This window comes from Paenibacillus sp. GM1FR (assembly GCF_002803315.1).
Taxonomy (GTDB): Bacteria; Bacillota; Bacilli; order Paenibacillales; family Paenibacillaceae; genus Paenibacillus; species Paenibacillus amylolyticus.
In genome coordinates this window covers 347374-371206 of record NZ_MKZL01000022.1, presented here as the reverse complement: position 1 = coordinate 371206, position 23833 = coordinate 347374, and the positions used below count along the sequence as shown (strand labels likewise).

The window sequence follows — 23833 nt, the reverse complement described above, 5'->3', positions numbered from 1 at the left end:
TACTTCCGGATTCGCATGAAGCATCGTCCGGAAGTGCTTTTCGTTCATGATAGCGAACTCATCGTTAAATAAACGTCATATAGACTGACATACAAATTCTTCATTTTAATCAAAATCACAAAAAGAACAGTCCCATTTGTCATTTGAAACAAATGAACGTTAGATTTCAGCCCATTGGCTGTAAATAGACTTATAATATGGATTAATTATGTAAGTTGACGGATTCCAGACTCCAGATAGATCACATGTGATTGGGGAAGGATGGTGGTTGTGTGGGGGAGACAACGCTTCATATTCAAGTCAGAGACATGTTAAAACGTCCTGTGTTTCGCAAGGCAGAAGTCCTGGCCAGTGATCGTGCGCTGGAGCGGTATGTTCGCTGGGTTCATATCATGGAGGTTCCAGAAGTAGGGGACTTGCTCAATGGCGGGGAATTGGTGCTGACAACAGGCATTGGCTGGCAGGAGGGTGAGCAGCAAGGCCTGTCTTTTTTGCGTCAGTTAATTGCACGTGGGGCTGCCGGACTCTGTATGGAACTGGGGGATCACACCAAGTCGCAGCTCAGGGCTATGAAAGAAATTGCAGTAGCAGCGGATTTTCCGTTGATCTGGTTCCACGAACAAGTCCGTTATATTGATATTACGCAAGACTTGCATTTCACCCTGATTCGCAGTCATCAGCGGATGATTGCCGAACTCGACAGTCTCACCACCTCCTTTAACCAACTTCTTCTGAATGGAGACGGGGTACAACCCCTGCTTCGATTATTGTCACGAACAACCGGATATGCCGTGGCGTTATATCCACTTGAAGGGGAAGCAAGTAGCGTTCCCTACTGCTCTCCAGAGCAGCTGGAGAAGCGACGGCAGGATTGGTTTTTGCAGCGGGAACATTTGGCGGGGGAGGATATTTCGAATTTAATGCAGCTGTCAGATAACACATTGGATGTGATCAGCATGCCTGTTCAGGCGTTGGACTACACCTTTGCCGACCTTGTGCTGATGCATCAAAAGCTGACGGATCAAGATTCAAGCATACCGATCAAACCTTCGGATGAATTCGTCATTCAGGCACTGGAACGATGCGCGGCCGCGATTGCTCAGGACTGGATGCGAACCAAATACATGGAAGAGAAACGCCGCTACAAAGAAGATATGTGGGTCATTGATTGGCTTAACGGACACCACTCCACGAAGGAAATCCATGAATATATATCTACCGTTAATCCCCTTCTCGCAACGAGCAAAGCCACTATTATTTTATTCGACAGCAATCCAGCATACACAGATAGCCTCAGACTTCAGAAGTTATTGATCCAACGTAACATCGTCGCCCGGTCGGTATTTGCTCGGGAGAACTTCACCCTCTACAGCACCGTTCTGAACCACCAGATCATTCTTATCATTCTCGACCCACTACCTGGATCTCAGCGCAAAAGCAGTCTCTGGCGCTGCATCGAACAGCTACAGCAGCACGAGCAGGAACAGACCCACTGCCTCTTCTCAGGCTTGATCGGTATCAGTCATAACTGCACAGACCTCTCCCGTCTCAAGGATAGTCTGGAATCCGCGAAGGAGACACTGCGAATTCAGAAGGACATCGGTGTGATGCAGCAGCCCTTTTACAGTAATCTTCATTGTTACCGCATCATCGCTAGTATGAAGCAGAGTGGCAATCTGGATGATTTCATCGAAGAATATTTGGGGCCGCTCATTCGTTACGATGTGGAGAAAGGAGGTCAGCTGCTGCGGACCCTCAAGCAATATTTGGTCCTGTGCTGCTCCAAGCAAGAGACGGCCACCGCTCTATATATCGTCAGACAGACACTGTATCACCGTTTGGACAAAATCGAAGCCCTTTTGGGAGAAGACTATATCCTCCCCGAGAAAAGGGTCGCGATCGAACTTGCCATCTACGCTTATGAGTACGTACACGGCCCGATCGCATGAAGAGCTTCAGTATGATCTACGCTCCCCGTTGCTCCTGAAGCTGGCGAATCAGGATGTGACTGAACCACTTCCGTCCAGACGCCGTGCCTACGTATTGCTCTTGTTTCTCTTCGGGAAGATCCGGGTGCCCCCATATGACGTGAGCACCCTCCAGATGTTCCCGTACCGCATAGATCCGATAACCCTGTGCAACCATTCGCTCTATGGCGATCCTCTCGGCCTCAAACACATCATGATCCGACATCAGCTTCTCCCTCCATTCACTGCCGTCACAGGATGTTTCATCGGTATGGGCGCGCCTGCATCATACTTGTTGCGCTTCACATATTGGCCTGCCCCTGCTGTTCCGGTATACTGCCGATCTCGAATGACATACTCCCCGCGGCACAACACCGTCACCGGACATCCCTGTACCTGCATACCTTCAAATGCACTGTAATCCACGTTCATATGATGCGTATCTGCCGAGATCACCCTGTTTACAGAGGGGTCAAAAATAACGATATCCGCGTCTGTCCCGACAGCGAGAGTCCCTTTCTGCGGAAATAGTCCAAATAACTTGCTCGCTCTTGTCGAACATAGATCAACCCACTGATTCAGTGTGATCCTTCCTTTGACTACACCTTCGGAATACAGAATGCTGAGACGATCTTCGATGACAGGCCCCCCGTTAGGAATTTTGCTAAAATCATCTTTGCCCAAGTCCTTCTGCCCCTTGAAATTAAACGAGCAATGATCGGAGCCAATCGTTTGCAGTTGACCACTTTTCAATGCATTCCACAACACTTCCTGATGCGCTACTTCCCGCAGCGGAGGTGACCAAACATACTTTGCACCCTCAAAGTCCGGCTGATCCATGATCGATTGATCCAGTGCCAAATACTGAGGACAGGTCTCCCCCCAGATCCGGTAGCCCATTTCACGCATACGCGCAATTTGCTCCACTGCTTCCGCACAGGTCACGTGCACCACATACAGCTGTGAATCCGCAAGTGCAGCCAGACGCGCCGCACGCCCTGTTGCTTCTCCCTCCAGCATGGATGGACGAGTCAGCGCATGATGAATCGGCTCCGTGCGCCCTTCGGCGAGCGCCTGTCGAACCAGCAGGTCAATGACATCCCCGTTCTCGGCATGAACCATGACGAGTGCGCCGTACTCTTTTGCCTTTTGCAACGTCTGGAAGAGAATTCCGTCATCCGCCTGAAACTGGTTTTTATACGCCATGAACACCTTGAAGGATGACACACCCTCTTCTTCAATGATCTGCGGCAGCTCTTCTAGCACCTGATCATTCATCTCGCCAATCATGAGATGGAAACCGTAGTCGATGGCAGCTTTACCCCCGGCTTTGGCATGCCACTCCTGGAGAGATTCGATTAATGGACGGCCTTTTTGTGTCAGACAAAAATCAATGATCGTCGTTGTACCGCCAAAAGCTGCCGCTGTCGTTCCCGTCGCAAAATCATCCGCCGTTACCGTTCCACCGAAGGGCATATCCAGATGCGTATGCGGATCGATCCCGCCCGGAATGACGTAACAGCCCGCTGCATCCACAACTTCCGTTCGTTCATCTGGCACCAGCCCGATGCCAATCTGTGTGATTTTACCCTTTTCGATCAAAATATCTGCTTCAAAGGTATCTGACGCTGTGACCAACACACCGTTACGAATCAATTTGCGGGTACTCATGATATCGCCTCCTTGGTTGATTGATCTCTAACCGATTGCAACATCGCAATCGCAGACTGCCGTTCATTCCAGGTTACAGGTTCCTGCTCAGGCACAAGCTCAACCATCTCAATCGCCCCATCCACCGGGCAAACAATCGAACACAGATTACAGCCAACACAGTCCTCTTCCACCACTTCCAGATAGGAGCCGGACGGGTCGGTCAACATATCAATACACTGATGCGAGGTGTCCTCACAAGCAATATGGCATTTGTTGCAATTGATGCAGACATCGCGGTTGATGCGGGCGACCACTTTGTAGTTCAGATCGAGATTGCCCCAATCCGAGTAACGTGGAACCGTCTGACCTACCAGGTCTGCTACACTGCTCAGACCCTTTTCATCCAGATAATCGTTCAGCCCATCAATCATGTCTTCCACAATGCGAAATCCATGATGCATCGCTGCGGTACATACCTGAACCCCTGTAGCGCCCATGAGCAGAAACTCTGCGGTATCCCGCCAATCAGATATGCCGCCTATGCCAGAGATCGGCACACCCACCTCCGGATTACGTGCACACTCCGCAACCATGTTCAGTGCAATTGGCTTCACAGCTGGGCCACAGTATCCACCATGCGCTCCTTTGCCGCCCACATGGGGCACGGTATTCCACGAATCCAGATCCACACCTGCCAGGGAGTTAATTGTATTGATCAGGGAGATCGCATCCGCGCCACCTCGTACAGCTGCCCGGGCTGTCGCCGTAATATCCGTGATATTCGGCGTGAGCTTCACAATCACCGGTGTGGTCGCCACTTCCTTCACCCACATCGTCTGGAGTTCGACCAGGTCAGGTTGCTGACCAGAGGCAGCTCCCATGCCACGTTCAGCCATGCCATGCGGGCAGCCAAAATTCAGCTCCAGGCCATCGACGCCGACGGCTTCCACCTTCTTCACAATCTCATGCCACTTCTCTCGCGTAGGTTCCACCATCAGTGAAGCGACAACCGCACGATCCGGGAAGCGTTTCTTGGTCTCGGCAATCTCCCGCAGATTCACTTCCAGCGGACGATCGGATATCAATTCAATATTATTAAACCCCGCCACCCGTTGCCCACCAAAATGGACCGCCGCGAAACGGGAGGATGTATTGATAATTGGCTCACCCAGCGTCTTCCACACCGCCCCACCCCAGCCCGCCTCGAACGCACGCTGAACCTGATATCCCGTATTGGTCGGTGGTGCAGAAGCCAGCCAGAATGGATTGGGTGATCGAATACCTGCCAGATTAATGGATAAGTCAGCCATAACGATCCCTCCTTGGTGTTGTTTGAACTTACTATATAAGTTGAACTAAAGATTATTTACACTGACACTACGATGACAGAATAACCTTCCAATCGCTGTTATCCCCAGATTTTTTTGATTCCCTTTTCCGAAAGGGAAAATCCGGGGATAAAGGCGAACGCTTTGCTTTTTCAGGTTTTTTCTGTCCTCTCCGTTATCGTGTAAATGATTAGTTCAACTTATATAGTTACACTGGAATATTTGGTCGTGCTCAGGACCTCTGCGTAGTAATGGTGTTTCTGGATAGTACGCACCTAAATTCTAACGAACCGCACGCCTCTTATTCGGGACCTATGGGGCAATTTCAGGACCTAACGAATCTTAGAAAGCTTATTTGGCTGTAATCGCTCATTTCGGCTTCATTTCAACAGGTATTCGTCAAAATAAGACGTGTGAGATTCGTTAGATTTTCCAATCCTCCATAATTGCCACTATAAGGTGTGCTGGGTTCGTTAGCGCGTCAGGGACACGAAGAATTGATGTACCACACTTCTTGCTCAGATCTGATCTACACCTCTATCACTCTAGCAGTCCCTTACGCCCTCCCACCCATACTCTCTCCTTGCATGCTTTCATTTCACGCTTTCCGTGTACTCTCCACTTTTCCTTGTCTCCCTCACAACTCACGCCGTCTCTTCCACCTGCCCAGGTAGTGCCTTCATGACTGCGGCGGCAGCCAGCTTACCCTGCTGTGCAGCCGAGACAACCATCGCCTCACCCTGGCCCTGACCAAAAATGACATCTCCTGCCGCATAGATCTGAGGATGCGAGGTACGGTACGTATGCGGTTCGATCTCAACGACGCCCCATTGGTGACGCAGCCCAAACGCTTCGATTAATGGTAATAACCGATGCTGCCCAATCGCCCGGATGACCGTATCACATTCAATCATGAACTCCGATCCCTCCACAGGCACGGGCAACGCACTCCCACCACCAGGCGGGGTAATTAGCTCCATTTTCACGCATTCCACAGCTTGAACCCGACCGTTCTCGTCTCCAATAATACGCTGCGGCATCGTAAACCACCGGAACTCTACACCCTCCTGCTTGGCAAACGTATATTCAAACGCATAAGCCGTCATCTGGCTTTCCCCGCGCCGATATAACATCTGCACCCGCTCGGCACCAAGACGTACCGAACAGGTTGCTGCATCTACCGCCGTATTGCCCGCGCCAATAACGGCGACCTTCAGACCATTCAGCGCGGGCGGAACACCCTGCTTGGTAGACTCCACCAGTTCAATCGCATCATAGACACCTTCCAATGTCTCCCCTTCAATGCCCAGCATAGGTACTGGACCCATGCCACAGGCCAGAATGACCGCTTCATGCTGCTCCAGCAACTGCGAAGCAGGGATATCCACACCAATGCGCACCCCATAACGGATCTGTACACCAAGTGCCTCCACCTGCTCCACTTCCCATAGCGCAACCGATTCGGGCAGACGGAAGGACACGATGCCGTACGTATTCAACCCGCCACCTTTGGGTTTGGCCTCGTAGATCGTCACCTCATAACCCGCACGCCCTAGTTCACGTGCCGCCGACAGTCCTGCTGGCCCCGCTCCCACAACAGCAACGGTTCTCCCATTGGCAGGTGCTGCCTGGAATAACGGCTCATTCTTCGCCCGCGCCCAGTCGGTGGCGTAACGCTGCAAGTCACCAATGCGAATCGGCTTCGACGATTCGTTCAGCACACATGCACCTTCACACAATTCCTCTGTGGGACACACGCGTGCGCAGCTGGCTCCAACCGGATTTGCATCCATGATGGTGCGGGCCGAACCTTTCAGGTGCCCTGTGGATATTTTGCTAATAAAAGAAGGGATATTAATGTCGGTTGGACAGGCTTTGATACAAGGTGCATCGTAACAGTACAGACAGCGGTTTGATTCCTCCATCGCTTCCTTGCCTGTCATGGCGGGTTTCATCTCGGCAAAACGACTCTCCCACCCATAATCGGATAACGTTGTTCCTAAGCTGTTCATCAATGTCATGCACCTCCTGAAGTTTGATCCACGCAGCTTCCAGCTACTTTTACAGACTAACCAGATGTTCGTACGTTTCCGGCCTGCGATCTCGGTAGAACTGCCACACATTACGCACCTCACGAATCATCTCCGTATCCATCTCGCCAATAACGATCTCATCCTGATCCCGGCTGCCGATCGCTACCATCCTGCCTCGCGGGTCCACCAAGTACGACTGCCCATAAAATTCACCCATATTCCATGGTGCTTCCACGCCAACACGGTTAATGGCCGCTACATAATAGCCGTTAGCTACCGCGTGAGCAGGCTGTTCCAGTTTCCACAGATATTCCGATGTACCCGCAACCGTAGCGGACGGATTGAACACTATCTCTGCCCCCGCCAGCCCGAGCAATCGTGCCCCTTCCGGAAAATGACGATCATAACAGATGTACACGCCGACTCTGGCGTAGGCCGTATCAAATACCGGAAACCCGAGGTTGCCTGGTTTGAAATAATACTTTTCCCAGAACCCATTTGTACCCTCACCTGCTTCCACATGCGGGATATGATGTTTGCGGTATTTGCCCAGATACGTACCATCCGCATCTATAACGGCTGCCGTATTGTAATACGAAGCAATGCCCTCCACCTCGTATACAGGTAAAATAATCACCACCGCAAGCTCCTTTGCCAGCTCCTGAAAACGTCTGGTCGTGGGCCCTTCCGGCACCGGTTCAGCGGATGCATACCATTTGGGATTCTGCTCTGTGCAAAAGTACGGCCCGTAGAATACTTCCTGCAACCCGATGATCTTGGCCCCTCTTGCAGCAGCTTCACGAACCAGCGCAATGTGCTTCTGAACCGCAGCCTCCTTATGCACCTCAACGGGAGCCGAACCTTCAATCTCATGAGAAGCCTGGATTAATCCGATGCTGATTTTGCCCATAACGTCACAACGCCTCCTCAGTTAAAATGGTTGGTTCATTCTCTCCACTGCACATCCTCCGAATAGTGCGATACAATACTTCCGTACCCAATCCAATATCCTCCGGGGAGGAAAATTCACTGGGATGATGACTGATGCCGTCTTTGCTGCGGACAAAGATCATGCCATAATCACACACAAGCGAAAGGGCCAACGCATCATGGAACGGACCACTCATCAGTTCTGGCAAAGTAACCCCAATCTCTTCCGCGGATGAACGAATCACCGACTTGATTGACTCTGCACAATACCGCGGCTCACTATTCGTATCCTCTGTCAGCGAGTAGGTTAGACCATATCGGAAACTCACGTCATCCAAAATGTTCATCAATCGGGCTTCAAGCCGGTTCCTGCGTTCCATCTCCATGTCTCGTAAATCAACCGTGAAGCTGACTTCCTCCGGGATAATGTTACGCGAGTCTGGAAACACCCTCAGACTTCCCACCGTACCTACAGTTGGAGCTTCCGGGTCTTCTCTCACCATATCGTCAAAAGCCGCAATGACTTTGGCGCTACCTACCAGAGCATCATGCCGCATTCCCATCGGAACGGAGCCGGCATGACCCGCCATGCCTTTCATCGTCACCGTAAGCCACAACGGACCCGAGATGCCCGTCACCAGACCTACTGGTGCATTCATCGCTTCCAGCACCGGCCCCTGCTCAATGTGCAACTCCAGATAACTGCCTATGGAACCTGGCGGATAGATCGCTTCTTCAAAATCCGAAGGAGAACAGCCGAAGGCTTCCAGCGCCTCCCGACGGGTCACTCCGTTTTTATCCTGCCGCTCCAGTTCGCCTTCTTCCAACTGACCGGTTATACCACGTGAGCCGAACAGGCCTTTGTTAAAACGGGAACCCTCTTCATCGCAAAAGGCAATTATCTCAATTGGCATATGGGGCTGAATGCCATTTTCGATCAGGCACTGCACGGCTTCGAGTGCACCGAGCACACCAATCGCTCCATCATATCGACCGCCATAAGGCTGAGAGTCGATGTGGGAACCAATCATGAGGATCGGCAGTGCCTGATCCGCACCTTCCAGACGACCTATCAGATTACCGAAGGGATCAAGTCGTGTCGTCAGACCGGCATTTTCCATCCAGAGACGAACTTGTATGATGCCATCCATATCTTCCGGGGTCAGGGCAAGTCGGCAAACACCCGTCTCCGAGATTCGGCCAATCTGTGACAACTGCTCAATTCGCTCATTCAGCCGAAGCTGATTAATGACTTTGCCTGTTGTGGTCTGCATCCTTCCTCGCCTCCTTGCGCTTATTTTCGCGTAATGATATGAAAATTTTCATTTTGCTTGCTAAACCGTAAACGCCTGTCGTACCTGTGTATGGCAACTAACCTGCGTCCAGACTACGTAGCGCAATGAGCAAACTTCCAGCGATCAGATCCAGCTCATCCTCGGTGGTGACAAACGGCGGAGAGATCGTCAAAATGTTTGCAAACCCCGGTACGGTATCGCCGTTCTTGCCAATCAGGATGCCATCCCTTTTACAACTGGCGAGTACCTTCATTACTTTATCCGCCTCCGCAGGAGATCCGTCTGCTTCAATCAATTCAATGCCACAGGCGAATCCGAATGAACGGATATCCCCCACAATGGACAGCTCCAGTAGTGGCCCCAGCTTCTCACGAAGCAGGTATCCCAGCTCTTCCGCCCGGCTGACCAGATTCTCTCGTTCCAGAATTTCCAGGTTCGCAAGTGCCACCCGGCAGGACACCGGATTTCCACCAAAGGTATTCACATGGCGAAAATGGGCATCCGGTCCGGGCTCTCGGAACGTCTCATACAGATCGGCTCGCACCGCCGTTGCTGATAGCGGTGAATACGCACTGGTCATGCCTTTTGCCATCGTCACGATATCTGGCTGTACACCATAGTTCTGATGACCAAACTTCTGCCCGGAGCGGCCAAAACCACAGATTACCTCATCTACAATGAGCAGCACGCCATAGCGCTGACAGATCTCTTGCACGGTGCGCATATAATCCGGCGGGGGCACAATCATGCCGCCTCCTGTAATCACTGGCTCCATAATTACTGCGGCAACCGTCTCAGGACCTTCCCAACGAATCACCTCTTCATAGATGGTTGCACATTCGAGTCCGCATCCATCCTTGTTTCGTCCAAACGGACAGCGGTAACAATACGGTGGCGGAACATGAGAGAACCCTACGCCGAGCGGCTCGTATTTGATCTTGCGAGCAGCTTGACCGGTGGCGCCCAGTGCGCCCATGGAGTTGCCGTGATAGGCACGGTGACGGGAGATGAATTTGTGCCGATTAGGCTCACCATTCTGATGGTGATACTGACGGGCTATTTTGAAAGCCACCTCATTTGCATCTGAACCTGAGTTGGAGAAGAATATTCGATACTCCCCCTCCAGCCATTCATTCAGCTTCTCCGCCAGCAAAATCGCTGGTTCGTGACTCTGTGTCATCGGTACATAAGCAAGTGCTTTCATCTGTTCATAGGCACTCCGCGCAATCTCCTCACGGCCATGCCCCACATTCACACACCACAGTCCCGACATCGCATCCAGATAACGCGTACCATCCTGATCGGTAATCCAGCTACCCTCCCCACTCACTGCAATCATCGGATGATCGTTATGAGGCGAGATGTGATGCCATACGTATTTGCGATCCTTCTCCAGCCATTCTTCCTTCGTACTGCCAAGCGGCTGAGGCTGCTGATCCACAGAACTCATTCGTCATCCTCCTCCACGCGCTTATTTCACAGCTTCTTCATAGATGCTTTTCTCCAGCGCTTCGTCCAGATTGGCGGCTTTTTTGATCAAGCCATAGTTCAGTGCAATATCTGCAGTTCGGGTATATGACTCATCTACAAAGCTGCCGACTTGCTGCTCCGTAAATCCTTCCGGGCGAATCAGCTTTGCAATCTCTTCGAGCATCGTGACCTGATGTTCACGGGTGGTGCTGCCATCCGTCACATTACTCATCACGATATCCACCGTTTCATCCTGTTGATCAATGGCGTAGTTCCAGCCTTTCAGAATGGCACGGGTCACTTTAACCGCAAGCTCACGGTTGTTGTCTACCCAATCCTTCTTGGCAATCAGCGTATCCTCCAGCATGCCAACACCGGCATCTTCAATGTTGAACACATCCAGATCAGATTCTTTCATTCCACTTTCCAGCACCACGTGAAATTCGTTATAGATTGTTGCCGTCGCTACATCTACCTGATCATTGAAAAACTGATCCATTGTGAAGCCCTGCTTCACCAGTTCAATATCTTTCTTCGGATCGAGTCCATTCTTCTCCATAAACGCGAGCACCTGAAACTGCTGACTGCCAAACCAGGTACTGACCTTCTTACCTTTCATCTGAGCCGGATCAGTAATGCCTAGGGACTTCTTGGCAATCAAGCGATAACTACTCTTCTGCGAGATCTGGGCGAGCGAGACGAGCGGCAGACCGTTATCCCGGCTGACCAGCAAACTGTCTACACCCGTAATGCCCACATCGGCCGCACCATTGACCACCTGCTGCTCTATCACGATATCCGGACCACCCGGAATAATCTCGGCATCAATGCCTTCATCTGCAAAAAAACCTTTTTCCTTCGCTGCATAGATCCCGGCAAACTGCGCCTGCGGCACCCATTTCAGTTGAATTTTCACTTTGGTTAAGGGTTGATCTGCTTCGCCCGCCCCTCCTGAACTCGCAGCAACAGGCTCAGCCGCCGGCTCGGACTTCGTAGAACATGCGCTCAGCATCGTAACAACCAACAGGACCAATACCAGCAAACCCGGCTTCAACGTTTTGTACATGTACAGAACAACCCCCTGTTTATATACGATTTATCAAGCATCAGTCCGTGTTCAAAAAGTCTGCTTTTCAGTACCGTGGACTTTTTGAACAACCTCTATCAGGTATTAAGATCTATGGATGGATGGTTGTTACCCAGATGTACGTTAGTGATCTGTGCGTGCACGATTCCATGGAATGAGTCGCTTTTCTGCCAGGACAACCGCTTCATACAACACAATGCCGAGCGCGGCTGCGATAACAATGCAGGACCAGGCCAAGGGCATGTTTGCCAGTCGAATCTGATCCGAGAGCAAGTACCCCAGCCCCTGGGAGGCGATGAAAAATTCACCCACAATGGCCCCGATAATACTGGTCGACATGTTGATCTTCAGACCGGCGAAGAGGGAAGGTAGCGCATGAGGCAGTCTCAGCTTCCAAAAAAACTGCATCCTGCTCGCGGCTAGACCACTCAGCAGATCACTGTACTGCGGCTGAATGGAAGTCAGTCCTTTGAACAGGCTGACGGCCATGGCGGCCATCGTAATCACCGTGACGACTGCAATACGAGACCAGATCCCATCACCGAACCAATTGTTCATAATCGGGGCAAGGGCCACAATCGGAACTGCGTTCAGTGCCGACAAAACCGTAACCGCCGCCCTGCCACTTGTTGGAAAGAATGATGCACCTGCCGCTGCCAGAGCACCCAACAATGAACCGAGCAAAAAACCTCCCAGCATTTCGGTTCCGCTATACATCGCGTATCGAAAGAGCATATTGGCATTTTCCTGAATGGATGCCGCAATCGCGGAAGGCACAGGCAGTTGGTAGCTTTCCAGCGAGAATATCCAATGAAACAACCTGAGCTGCCAGAGGGTGAGAAACAACACACCCGCACCCCAAGGAAGCATGCTCAGTACAATTGAGCGCCTGCGAACGCCAGAGCCCAATCTGGCCTTTTCGGCTTGTCCCTGTTGTCCATGAATTTCTGATCCTGGAGCAGATGTTATCTGTGAACCCGTGAGGGGCGTAGCCGCGCCAGTTACAGCAGCAATAGCCACACCTTCATCACGCTTCCGTTGCAAAACTCTACCTTCACTCATGTGGCATCGCCTCCTTTGGCCCTGAATTCAGGCTGCCAGGGGGTTAGCCAACGTTCAGCCAGACTGATGGCCAGATACGAGATCAGGCCAATGCCAATGCTAAGCATGATGGTGGCCCAGAACATGCCAACTTGGGCATGGCCGTAATATAACGAACTGACCATCAGGACGCCGAGCCCATCGGGGGCCCCCATCAATTCCACAACGATGGAGGAGGTCACCGCCAGCGGAGCGGCTATTTTCATACCAGAAAATAGTCCCGGCAGTGCAGAAGGCAGCAGACATTTGATATATCGTGCAGTCAATGAAGCTCCACAGGAACGCATAAGCTCCAAATGCTCTGGTGCTGCACTTTTCAATCCTTTTAATGTATGGATGATGATCGGGAAGAAAGTGACATACGCGGCCATAACAATTCGGGCCCACTCCGCATTGTGGATGATCCCGTACACAATTGGTGCGAGACCAATAACCGGAACCATCTGTGAGGAGACAACATATGGAGATAACGTGCGCTCTAGCCAGACAGCCCCGCTCATGAGTAGAGCCAGACCCAGACCAAGCAACGTTCCCCCTCCAAAACCAATGGCTGCATTGCCAAACGTGACAGCCCCCTGCTCTGCGAGCGTACTCGAGTAACGAAACAAGGCTGCAAGGACTTCGTGCAGATAAGGAAGGCGAGACGCCGCCTGCTGGGGTGACAAGAACAGTTGGAGTATCCAGGCGATTCCTTCCCATAGCACCAATATGGTCATAATCCAGATGACAACCCAGGATCGATATCCCGGTTTAAAGAACCGCAGGGACATGAGATTCATCACGCTCCTCGTAGAAGCAGTTGCGAATGGTTGTAATCATGTGGTAGAAGGCTTCCGTTTCTCTCAGTTCACTATGACGTTCGGAAGGCAGATTGACGGAATGAATGGAATGTACTTGCCCCGGATGTGCCGAGAGCACGATGATCCGGTCGGACAGAAATACGGCTTCGGGGATGCTGTGTGTGACAAAGAGGAAGGTCTTGCCTGTTGAGCGCTTGATCTCAAGTAGCTCCAATTGAAGTTTTTCTTTCGTGAATTCGTCCAAGGCAGAGAAGGGTTCATCCATGAGCAGCAATGGTGGATCAAGTGCAAGCGCACGTGCAATGGATACACGTTGCTGCATCCCTCCACTGAGTTGCCATGGATAATGGTCGGCGAAGCGGGTTAGCCCTACCATTTCAAGCAGTTCACCGCTAATGCGGCGGCACTCCTTACGGCGGGTACCGAGCAGTTCCAAGGGCAATTCCACATTGTGACGAACGGTGCGCCAATCGAACAAGGCGGGGGTCTGGAAGACAATGCCGAACTGCCGCTGTAGCCGAGCCCGCTCAGGCTCCTGGCCTGCAATGCGTACGGTGCCTGAGGTAGGTTGAAGTAAATCACCCACCAGCCGGAGCAAGGTCGACTTGCCACAGCCGGAAGGGCCCAGCAGAGAGACAAACTCATTAGACTGGATCTGGAATGTAACATCCGACAAGGCAGTCACTTGTTGTGTACCTGTACCAAAAACAACGGACACATGATCTACATCAATATGGCAGGCTTCGGGGACTGTGGCTGAGGATATGGAGGACATGGGCATTCTCCTTTGTGGGAAGTTGTTTTCATTGCACACCAAGGCTGAATGGGAGGTTTATATACACAAACGTAACAGGTTTTGCTTGTTAGATAATACTATATCGCTTTGGGCGGAGATTACATTATACAGTGTGTTTTGAGTATGGGCCTGTTCATGTTACACAATGTAAAATGAGACGGATTCTCAGATACATACATGTGAGTTTTCTTCGTAGATAGCTAACATTCATTTCACCTAACAACAAGCGCACAATCATTTGTATTTATTGATTAAATATTCGGAAAATATGACATATCCCCTCGTATTCTTGTTCGTTTTCTTGTATAAAGATTGAATAGAGAATCCAGAAATCGGGGTGGTCATGATGTTTGATTGGCTGGGATGGAGAAAAGGATTGCCGCTGTGGCGATCGTATCGGTTGAACGCACATATAAAGGAAGATGTGGAACAGATTTTTGAGGGGATTGCCGAAACGAGACGGCAGCTTATGATGGACTGGGCAGATGAACAATGGAATCACCTGGACCGTTTGCTCCAACAGATACAGTCGGTCCAATTACAGGATGTATTACAAGGTTCACAGCAACGAAGCAAACTAGATGCATGGTTTCAATCCAGTTATATTCGAGCCGTAGACAGTACGGAGCTATTTATGCTGAACGAACAGAATCTGGTGGTATTCTCTACATATAAGAAACATATTGGACAGATCTATGAAGATTACGAAGCTTTAATTGGACCAGGATTGAAATACTCCAGAGCAGATCGTCATGGCAAAAAATGCTTATATGGCCCATATTCTGATCCACTGACGTTGGATATTGGTCCACGCTCGTCCGCTTTTCACGATGATGTCACCTTGCTGTTTATCTCCCCAATCCTGCAGGAAGGTCGATATGTCGGTTCATTATGCAGCCGTGTTCCCGGGGATGTACTCGGTGACCTGATCCAACGAGAATCAGGTCATATCTATCCCGATTCCGGTGACAATTACCTCTTTATGGCTGAGTCGATATTACGGCCCCATCTGCAACCCGGCACCGCCTTATCCCGAAGTCGATTCGAAGACCGTACCTTTACACATGGGGAAAATCTCAAAGATGGTGTCACCACCGAATGGGGTATCGTTTCCGTTAAGGAGCATACCGAGCTGGAACTCATGTTCACTGATCCATCGACCGGAGAACTACACCCCGGAGTAGCAAACACCATTCAGAATGGTTCCAATCTGTTCGTAGCCTTTCCCGGCTACTCGGATTACCGCCATATTTCTGTGATCGGCAAAGGCATCACCTTCCAGCTGCCACACTGTCCTGATCGCTGGGGCATGATGTGTGAAGGGGATCTGGAGGAAGTGTATCGGATACGAAGCATCGGCTGGCGCCAGTTCAAGCAACACAGTCTCTTCACGCTTTTGTCAGGCGTTGCAGGAGCAGCTCTTGTCTATGCCTTCACTGGTAGTGGTTGGAGCGCGGCAGCAATGGCCGCTTTTAACGTGTTATTCGGATTCTTCACTGCATTACAGCTGCATCGTAGCCAATATCAACGAGTTCATGAAGACTTGCGTCGCATCAGCCGATTTATTCGAATTAACGCCGAAGGCAGGGGTGATCTGACCCAGCGCCTGAACACGTCTGCTTTTGCCCAAGATGAATCAGGTGAACTGGCGAAGTGGATCAACAACATGATTGATTCTCTCGAAGGCATTATGCTGAAGGTACAACTTGCCACGGTAGACGTTATGGACAACCAGTATCAGATGCGAACCTCAACAGAGACAACCCAAGGCACGACTGAACGTGTGAACTACAAGCTTGGTTCGATGATTCAGGCCATTCGCACCCAACTGGAAGATCTCGACCAGGCCAAGATCGCTGCTGATCACATGCGCATAACGCTGCAACAACTGGAGACCTCTGCTACCGAACAGATCAGCGTCGCCCAGCAGGAAGTGGAACGAATCGGCGATAAAATGACCCAAATCTCAGGAGCGGTATCCGATACTAACCGGACCATCCTGTCCTTCATGGATACCATGAAAGAGATCTACCGTGCACTGGCTATCATTGATGAAATTTCAGCTCAGACCAACCTGCTGGCTCTGAATGCCACCATTGAAGCTGCACGCGTGGGCGAACATGGCCAAGGGTTCTCGGTCGTGGCAGGGGAAATCCGCAAGCTAGCCGAGTTATCCCGCTCTTCAACTGAAAATATTCATCAGATTCTGGACCGAATCTCAACGGCAGCAGGAGCTGCATCTCAATTGATCACAGAGGGTGATCAGGTACTTGCTGAAGGAACAACACTGGTTCAGGCCGCTTCGCAACTTCTGCAAAATGCTACTGCTGAAGAACCTGAGCGCACTCAAGTCGTGGATCAAGTGGTCATGCTGATGGAGAATATTGCTGCAATTAGTCATCAAAATCGGGCGACTTCTGCCGAGGTAGAAGCAGAAATGATGGAGCTGATCCGTGATATGTTGCAGGTTCAGCATTCTTCGCATAACGTGGAAGCCATTACGGTTTTTCTGCAACAACTCGTGGGACAATTCCATCTGAATCACCCCGCCAAAAATGCTGTCATCTGACGTCATCGTTGACGCGGATTGGAGAAATAGCTAAAATTTGATGCAACTGTTCCTTTTGAAATTGTCGTATCATTTATAATAGAAGATTTCCAATCTGAACCGATGAAAGGGTGGTCTGCATGGAACTGCTTCAGGATTCATTTGGCCGGATACATGACTACATCCGTATTTCTGTTACGGACCGCTGTAATTTACGCTGTGTGTATTGCATGCCCGCAGAGGGTATGGAGTTTGCTCCACATGATGAGATTATGAGCTACGAAGAGATTGCACAGGTGCTGAAAGTGCTTGCTCCGATGGGCATGCGTAAAGTTCGGCTCACGGGGGGCGAACCGCTGGTACGGAAGGATCTGCACAAGCTCGTCAGCATGATCTCGGCAATTGACGGGATTGACGATATTGCTCTGACTACCAACGCTCTTCTACTGGACAAACAAGCTCAGGCGTTGAAAGATGCTGGGTTGAACCGGATTAACATCAGTCTGGATTCCCTGCGCGCTGATCGCTTCTCCATGATTACCCGCGGCGGAGATGTGAACAAGGTGCTGAAAGGCATTGAAGCTGCAACTGCCGCTGGCCTTGCTCCGATCAAGCTGAATGTTGTGCTGATGAAGGGTATCAACGATGATGAGATCAAGGATTTTATTGCAATGACGATTGATCAACCTCTTCATGTGCGTTTTATTGAATATATGCCGATTGGACAGGCTTCGGATTCATGGCGCAAATCTTATTTGCCGCTGGAAGCCGTGACAGATGTATGTGCTGAAGCAGGCTGGACGGTAGAGAATACAACAGGCCCTGCGGGCAATGGCCCATCACGCAATATGAAAATTGCGGGCTCCGAAGGCACATTTGGATTGATTCATCCCGTGAGCGATCACTTCTGTGACAATTGCAACCGACTTCGGCTGACCGCTGATGGACATATCAAAGCTTGCCTCTACTGGTCAGATGAGTATAATGTCCGCCGCTTCGTGGATGATCCGAATGCCATGGCGGCACTTTTCCTCAAAGCGCTGGGTACGAAACCGAAGAATCATGAGATGGCTCTGGCTTTGGAACAAAAAATGCAATCTCATACACCGACGGTACGACGCATGTCCCAGATTGGCGGATAACAACAGTACGCATATAACACAACCGGGCATTCCTGCGTATGGATATATATCTGTACCGTCAGGATGACCTCCTCACACAACGGAAGAGGTAACGCTGGCTCGGTGACCCCTTACGTGAATCAGCATTCATAACGTGAAGTGGAGCGTGTCACAAGGAATAGGCGAATACCCAAAGCAGACAAGAACATGATGTTCTTGTCTGCTTTTTCGTTATATTTTCATAATTTTCTGAAAATCATCAATTCTCCTGTTTCATTTGTTGAAAATTTAATTAATATACGTTATGCCCTTATCAGGCCTTCAAGATCAACCTCATTCTGACGATGTATACAATACATCTAGATGATACACATACATTATAGGAGCTGAACCTTATTGAACATCGTTGAGGCACTCGTTGCAGCAAGTCCATATTTTAAAATTATGCTGAAAGAACACGATATCATGATTGCAGTAACCGACACGGAGAAGTTCTGGTATTATGTTCCCAGCAACGAACTCGATCTGGGCATCAAGGCTGGAGACCCCGTTTCCCTCGATGACCCTACACTACGCCGGGCACTTATACATGGGGAAACTTCAGCGAACCGTATTGATGCGAAATTCTATGGCACATCAATCAACTCGGCGGCCACCCCACTTCGAGATGAACAAGGAAATATCGTGGGCACACTTGCCATTGGTTTCTCTCTTCAGAACGAGGAAAAACTGGAGTACTTCACAGAATTGATCGGTGGTATCAGCGGAAAATTAACAGATATGGTGCAGACGGTAGCCGCCCAATCCGAGCAATTGACGGCATCTTCCACGCAGATTTTGGATAATACCCGCATGGCTGTGCAGAACTCAGGCGAAGTCAACAAAGTCGCCGCATTCATCCGTGAAATCTCAGAACAGACCAATCTGCTAGGCCTGAATGCAGCCATCGAAGCGGCCCGAGCAGGTGAAGCAGGTGCCGGATTCAGCGTCGTTGCATCTGAAGTACGTAAACTTTCTACAGGTACCAAAGAAGCTACGGTGAATATCGAACGTTCCTTGAAAGATGTTCAGCATTCCATTCAGCAGATGGAGCAGGAGATCACATCCATCTCACAGTCTAGCAACCAACAAGCGGTGCTGGTAACCGAGTTCAGCGAGGTCATTGATCAGTTGAACAGTGTAAGCCGTGATCTGAAAGTGTTTATTGAATCCATGCTGCTGAAGGCGGAATAGATCCGATTACGATGACCCTAATTCAAATGACCAACCATATATAAGAGACACAACACCAAAGCGTTATCGAGCACTACAGTTCCAACTCAATAACTTGATCACCAGGCATGCTGATAATCACATTCAGCATCCACATTGAACTCCCTGCGCGATAGACGTCACGGGGAGTTTTTTTATTTTAAATAAAATTAGCCCGCTACATCACGGTCCTTCTATGCATAGATGAGCTTCCACAGCATCATAACCGCCAGTCCAACCATGACCAAAGCGGAAAACCGATTAAACACCAGACTGATGCGTCCAGTTCGATCCGTTCTGCCAATCACCCTGCCTGCGCCTGCAAGTCCCAAGAACCATATCCACGATACAGCCGCGGCTGTTAGGGCAAAATAGATGCGCTCCACCCCTTCATACTGAAGTGAACTGGTGCCAATCACGGCAACCGTGTCCAGCAGAGCATGGGGATTGAGTAAAGATACCGATGCGGCGAACGCAATCTGTCGCCCCGCTGACATTACCGTCTGGGAACCTTCCACGGATTCCGACGACCTCCAAATACTCCATGCCATATATAGCAGAAACAGGCTTCCTACTGCATACAACACATTCGCTAGCAATGGCCATTGCAGCAAAATGAGCGACACCCCTCCAACGGCTGCCCCGATCAACAACGTATCACTGACCCCTGCCGTTATTACAGCAGGCAGGGCATGTATATAACGCCTCTGTCTCATGCCTTGGTTAAAAATAAATACATTCTGCACACCCAGTGGCAAGATCAGGCCAAACGCCAGAACCACTGCGTGAATAACAACCTCCATCGCGCTTCCCCCTTATCTCTGTATTCCATAGTAGGGCAGATGATGGCTGACGTAACCAACCACTTGGATGGCATCAGACCCAACCAAATGATATAGTGTTCGTTACAAAGAAAAACGGAGGTGATTCTGCCAGTTATGGAACGTTCTGATTCTCGGCTAAGCATGGGGTGGAAGCCGAACCCTTCTCTCGACTTGCCCTTATATCGCCAGATTGAAGCCTATATCCGGCAGAAAATCACAACGGGCGAATGGTCCGCAGGATATCGTCTCCCCTCACAGCGAATGTGGGCTGAGTCCATGGGGGTGAACCGCAGTACATTAGTCACCGCCCTTGATAATCTGGCCGCCGCTGGTCTGATTGAAGGCAGACATGGCGGGGGAACCTATATTTCCGGCTCCGGTTGGCATGGTATGGCTCACGAAGCGATGCCCAACTGGAATGAAGCCATTGAGGAGGGCTGGTATTATCCCAACCTGCCCGAGATCCAGCAGATTAATCAGGCTGAATTCCGACCTGGCATCATACGTCTTGGTACAGGGGAGCTTGCCCCGAAGCTGATGCCTCAGGATGCTTTCAACGACATTCTGTACTCCCTGTCCCATCGTTCTCGTACACTCAACTATCTGGAACCTCAAGGAAGCTTGGAGCTTCGTGAGGCTTTATCCGTCCATTTGCAGACTACCGGCATTCAAGCCTCTCCAGATTCCATACTGATCGTATCGGGTTCTCTTCAGGCACTGCATTTGATTTCGGTCGGACTGCTCCCTCGCGGATCAGCGGTTCTGCTGGAAAAACCGTCGTATCTCTATTCGATTCACGCCTTTCAGTCAGCAGGGTTGAAAATGAGTGGTATCCCGATGGATAACGAAGGCGTTCACATTGCACGTCTGGAGGACGCGGCGCAGCATGTCAAAGATCAAGACCACATCTCGCTTCTCTATACGATCCCGAGCTTCCATAATCCCACCGGCTCTGTGATGAGTGATCACCGCCGGGAAGAACTCATGACCACCGCTCGAACAATAGGCATCTCCATACTGGAAGATGCCGCCTACAGTGATCTGTGGCTGGATACACCTCCTCCGTCATCGCTGAAGGCGCGTGACCAGGAAGGACGGGTGCTGCATATGGGCACCCTGTCAAAGGCAGTCAGTCCTGGACTGCGCCTCGGATGGCTGGTTGGGCCAGAGCCGGTCATTCGTCGTCTCGCAGATATCAAGATGCAGACCGATTATGGTACCAGTTCACTCGCCCAAGAAGCTGCTGCCCTGTGGTTCGCAGAAGGACATCACGCTGGACATATGGAACGCCTTCGTCCTGAACTACGCAAACGCAGAGACTTCATGCTGGAGCTGCTTCAACGTCACTTCCATGGGATTGCGGAGTGGGAAATACCCGCTGGCGGGTTTTACATCTGGCTGCAATTCACTGTCTCTCCGCTCTCTATCCGCCAATTGTTCCATACCTGTCTGGAGCAAAATGTACTTATCCACCCGGGTTATCTGTATGACCGGTTAGATGCGAGTCATATTCGGCTGTCTTACGCTTATGCTTCCCCCGATGAGATGGAGCGTGGACTACAATGCCTGGCAGAGGCTGTCCACAGGCTTATGGATTCTGGCTCCTGACTTCGACGAATGCTTTTTCCTGATTTCACAATCAAAAAAACAGCCTTGACCTTGAAGGACCACGTCCTTCAGATCAAGGCTATTTGCGTAAGTTTCGTAAGTGTGTTCGAATAACAGAACGGGCAAACACCAGATGCGCTGCGGGATTCCTTTGAACGTTCTATCCTTTGACCGCACCCTCCGCAATACCCTCCATGATGAACTTCTGGAAGAACGCATAGATCAGAATAACCGGAATCGCAGTCAGTACCAGGGAGGACAGAATCAATGGCCATTCCTTATTATATTCACCAAACAGCATGTTTGTGGACAGAATCAGCGTATAACGATTCACATCGGTCAGCATGAGCAGTGGCAACAAGAAGTCATTCCAGATCCACAGGAAGTCCAGAATCGCGATGGTGACTGTGATCGGCAGCAAGAGTGGGAAGATAATCTGGAAGAATGTCTGTAACTCATTACATCCGTCCATCTGAGCTGATTCTTCCAATTCACGCGGAATGGACTTCACAAACCCGTGATAGAGGAAGATTGCCATGTTCACGCCAAGTCCTATATAGATCAGGGCCAATCCGTACGTGCTTCCTTGCACCCCCATGCCTTTGGCTACCCGTGTCAGCGGAATCATGATCGAGTGGAACGGCACCAGCATGGATGCAACAAACAGGAAGAAGATCAGGTTGCTCAAACGTCCGGAGGTACGTGACAGCTTGTATCCCGCAAGTGAGGCACAGAATACGATTCCCCCAATCCCCAGAAAGGATACAATTGCCGAGTTCATGGAACTGCCCAACAGATTGATTTTGTTAAACGCGTCCGAATAATTCTCCCAGTGCAACGTTGTTGGTAGCGCGAGAAAAGATTGGAACATCTCACCCTGTGTTTTGAAAGAGTTCACAACCGCCATGTAGATCGGCAGCATAGCGACGAGAGAGCCCAGAATCAGCAGCAGTCGAATCAGATAACTGTTCAGTCGTTGCATACTCATGCTTCCACCTCTTTCTTCTTCATGACGGTGATCTGGATGAGTGTAAAAATGAGTACGATGATGAACAGCACAACCGATTTGGCACTCGCATAGCCATATCTGAAGTTGTTGGAGAACGCTTCTTCATAGATATTCATCGTGATCACCTGCGTGGCCCGGCCCGGTCCACCACCAGTCAGTCCATACACCACTTCGAACACTTTGAATGCTCCGTTCAGCGTCAGGAAGAAACAGATGGTCACGGCATGAGTAATCATCGGCAACACCACATTGCGCAGTACTTGGAATGCGTTGGCCCCATCAATAACAGCTGCTTCCTTGAGACTTTTCGGGACACCCTGGAGAGCAGCCAGATAGATGATCATCATATACCCCACACCGTTCCAGAGCGATACGATCATAATGGAGTAAAATGAAAACTTCGGATCACCCAGCCATTGCTGGTCGAGGAACGAGAAAGCCAGTTTCTCTGCGAGCTGTGGCAGCACCTGAGAGAAGATGAATGTCCACATGAAAGCACTGATGATTGTACTGATCATGTTAGGCATGAAGAACAGCGTCCGGAAAAGCCCTTTGCTACGCGTCCGTGACTCAATCAACACAGCGAGCAGCAAGGCAATTCCATTTTGCAGAATCAGCATAAATATTACATATTTCATCGTGAACCACAGAGAGTTCAGAAAGTCAGGATCTTCTTTGAACAATTCCACGAAGTTGCCCAGACCGATAAAGCTGTAATCCTGATTAAGTCCGTTCCAATCCGTCAGACTATAGAACATGCCACTAAACGTGGGATACAGCAGGAAAATCGCATAGATGACAAAGGCCGGCGCAGTGAACGCGAGCAGTGACAGATACTTCTTGAACACATTCGTAGCCATTGGTTCTCCCCCTTTTCACTCGAAGCGGATGATTGTAAACGAGGGAACGAAGAACGTTCTGCCTGCCGTATCATCTGCTTGGAGACTCTGACGAAACAAAGTACCGCTCATTTGTTGACAAAACTCTCAGACCGTTGAGATTTGCCAACAAA

General features: G+C 50.4%; 19 protein-coding genes. 5 read left to right on the top strand and 14 right to left on the bottom strand.

The annotated features are described in order from the left end of the window. The first annotated feature begins 308 nt into the window (after positions 1-308). Positions 309-1949, top strand: coding sequence for a PucR family transcriptional regulator (locus tag PAEAM_RS17215; protein ID WP_100528510.1), 1641 nt, complete (start codon positions 309-311; stop codon positions 1947-1949). A 16-nt stretch (positions 1950-1965) separates the two neighbouring features. Here the strand turns inward: PAEAM_RS17215 and PAEAM_RS17210 are convergent, their stop codons facing one another. The 11 genes from PAEAM_RS17210 to PAEAM_RS17160 form a co-directional block, all read right to left on the bottom strand. Next, positions 1966-2193, bottom strand: a complete 228-nt coding sequence (locus tag PAEAM_RS17210; RefSeq protein WP_062836929.1) for a hypothetical protein — start codon at positions 2191-2193, stop codon at positions 1966-1968. Next, the gene (gene hydA, locus PAEAM_RS17205; protein WP_100528380.1) at positions 2193-3638 is read right to left on the bottom strand and encodes a dihydropyrimidinase; all 1446 of its coding nucleotides are present in this window, start codon (positions 3636-3638) and stop codon (positions 2193-2195) included. The genes PAEAM_RS17210 and hydA overlap by 1 nt, the downstream gene beginning before the upstream one ends. Next, on the bottom strand, positions 3635-4930 hold the full coding sequence (gene preA, locus PAEAM_RS17200) for an NAD-dependent dihydropyrimidine dehydrogenase subunit PreA (protein WP_100528379.1): 1296 nt from the start codon (positions 4928-4930) through the stop codon (positions 3635-3637). Before preA ends, hydA begins: the two co-directional genes overlap by 4 nt. Positions 4931-5592: 662 nt before the next feature. Beyond that, positions 5593-6960, bottom strand: coding sequence for an NAD(P)-dependent oxidoreductase (locus tag PAEAM_RS17195; protein WP_100528378.1), 1368 nt, complete (start codon positions 6958-6960; stop codon positions 5593-5595). Between the two features lie 49 nt (positions 6961-7009). Continuing rightward, complete coding sequence (locus tag PAEAM_RS17190) at positions 7010-7891, bottom strand: nitrilase-related carbon-nitrogen hydrolase (RefSeq protein ID WP_100528377.1); 882 nt, start codon at positions 7889-7891, stop codon at positions 7010-7012. 4 nt (positions 7892-7895) lie between these two features. Beyond that, complete coding sequence (locus tag PAEAM_RS17185; RefSeq protein WP_100528376.1) at positions 7896-9185, bottom strand: M20 family metallo-hydrolase; 1290 nt, start codon at positions 9183-9185, stop codon at positions 7896-7898. A gap of 97 nt (positions 9186-9282) precedes the next feature. Next, complete coding sequence (locus PAEAM_RS17180) at positions 9283-10656, bottom strand: aspartate aminotransferase family protein (protein ID WP_100528375.1); 1374 nt, start codon at positions 10654-10656, stop codon at positions 9283-9285. A gap of 21 nt (positions 10657-10677) precedes the next feature. Beyond that, positions 10678-11742, bottom strand: coding sequence for an ABC transporter substrate-binding protein (locus PAEAM_RS17175; protein WP_100528374.1), 1065 nt, complete (start codon positions 11740-11742; stop codon positions 10678-10680). Positions 11743-11886: 144 nt separating this feature from the next. Continuing rightward, on the bottom strand, positions 11887-12825 hold the full coding sequence (locus PAEAM_RS17170) for an ABC transporter permease (protein ID WP_243391389.1): 939 nt from the start codon (positions 12823-12825) through the stop codon (positions 11887-11889). Further along, complete coding sequence (locus tag PAEAM_RS17165; RefSeq protein ID WP_100528373.1) at positions 12822-13634, bottom strand: ABC transporter permease; 813 nt, start codon at positions 13632-13634, stop codon at positions 12822-12824. The genes PAEAM_RS17170 and PAEAM_RS17165 overlap by 4 nt, the downstream gene beginning before the upstream one ends. Continuing rightward, positions 13615-14439 carry an ABC transporter ATP-binding protein gene (locus tag PAEAM_RS17160; RefSeq protein ID WP_100528372.1) on the bottom strand — a complete coding sequence of 275 codons (825 nt, stop codon included), beginning with the start codon at positions 14437-14439 and terminating at the stop codon, positions 13615-13617. Before PAEAM_RS17160 ends, PAEAM_RS17165 begins: the two co-directional genes overlap by 20 nt. A gap of 364 nt (positions 14440-14803) precedes the next feature. Between PAEAM_RS17160 and PAEAM_RS17155 the strand changes: the two genes are divergently transcribed. The 3 genes from PAEAM_RS17155 to PAEAM_RS32515 all read left to right on the top strand — a co-directional run bounded on the left by PAEAM_RS17155 (position 14804) and on the right by PAEAM_RS32515 (position 19362). After that, on the top strand, positions 14804-17029 hold the full coding sequence (locus PAEAM_RS17155; protein WP_347707881.1) for a methyl-accepting chemotaxis protein: 2226 nt from the start codon (positions 14804-14806) through the stop codon (positions 17027-17029). A gap of 119 nt (positions 17030-17148) precedes the next feature. Further along, positions 17149-18150, top strand: coding sequence for a GTP 3',8-cyclase MoaA (gene moaA / locus PAEAM_RS17150; RefSeq protein ID WP_100528370.1), 1002 nt, complete (start codon positions 17149-17151; stop codon positions 18148-18150). A 375-nt stretch (positions 18151-18525) separates the two neighbouring features. Then, positions 18526-19362 carry a methyl-accepting chemotaxis protein gene (locus PAEAM_RS32515; protein ID WP_036612668.1) on the top strand — a complete coding sequence of 279 codons (837 nt, stop codon included), beginning with the start codon at positions 18526-18528 and terminating at the stop codon, positions 19360-19362. A gap of 212 nt (positions 19363-19574) precedes the next feature. Here the strand turns inward: PAEAM_RS32515 and PAEAM_RS17140 are convergent, their stop codons facing one another. After that, positions 19575-20183 (bottom strand): LysE/ArgO family amino acid transporter, encoded by a 609-nt coding sequence (locus PAEAM_RS17140; protein WP_100528369.1) that lies wholly within the window; start codon positions 20181-20183, stop codon positions 19575-19577. Between the two features lie 135 nt (positions 20184-20318). On the opposite strand from PAEAM_RS17140, the gene PAEAM_RS17135 reads away from it, so the two are divergent. Then, positions 20319-21812, top strand: coding sequence for an aminotransferase-like domain-containing protein (locus PAEAM_RS17135; RefSeq protein WP_100528368.1), 1494 nt, complete (start codon positions 20319-20321; stop codon positions 21810-21812). Positions 21813-21972: 160 nt separating this feature from the next. Here PAEAM_RS17135 and PAEAM_RS17130 read toward each other — a convergent pair whose 3' ends face one another. Together PAEAM_RS17130 and PAEAM_RS17125 are read right to left on the bottom strand one after the other, a co-directional pair. Then, entirely contained in the window at positions 21973-22800 is an 828-nt protein-coding gene (locus PAEAM_RS17130) for a carbohydrate ABC transporter permease (protein ID WP_100528367.1), read from the bottom strand. Next, the gene (locus PAEAM_RS17125; RefSeq protein WP_100528366.1) at positions 22797-23681 is read right to left on the bottom strand and encodes a carbohydrate ABC transporter permease; all 885 of its coding nucleotides are present in this window, start codon (positions 23679-23681) and stop codon (positions 22797-22799) included. The genes PAEAM_RS17130 and PAEAM_RS17125 overlap by 4 nt, the downstream gene beginning before the upstream one ends. Between the last annotated feature and the right edge of the window lie 152 nt (positions 23682-23833).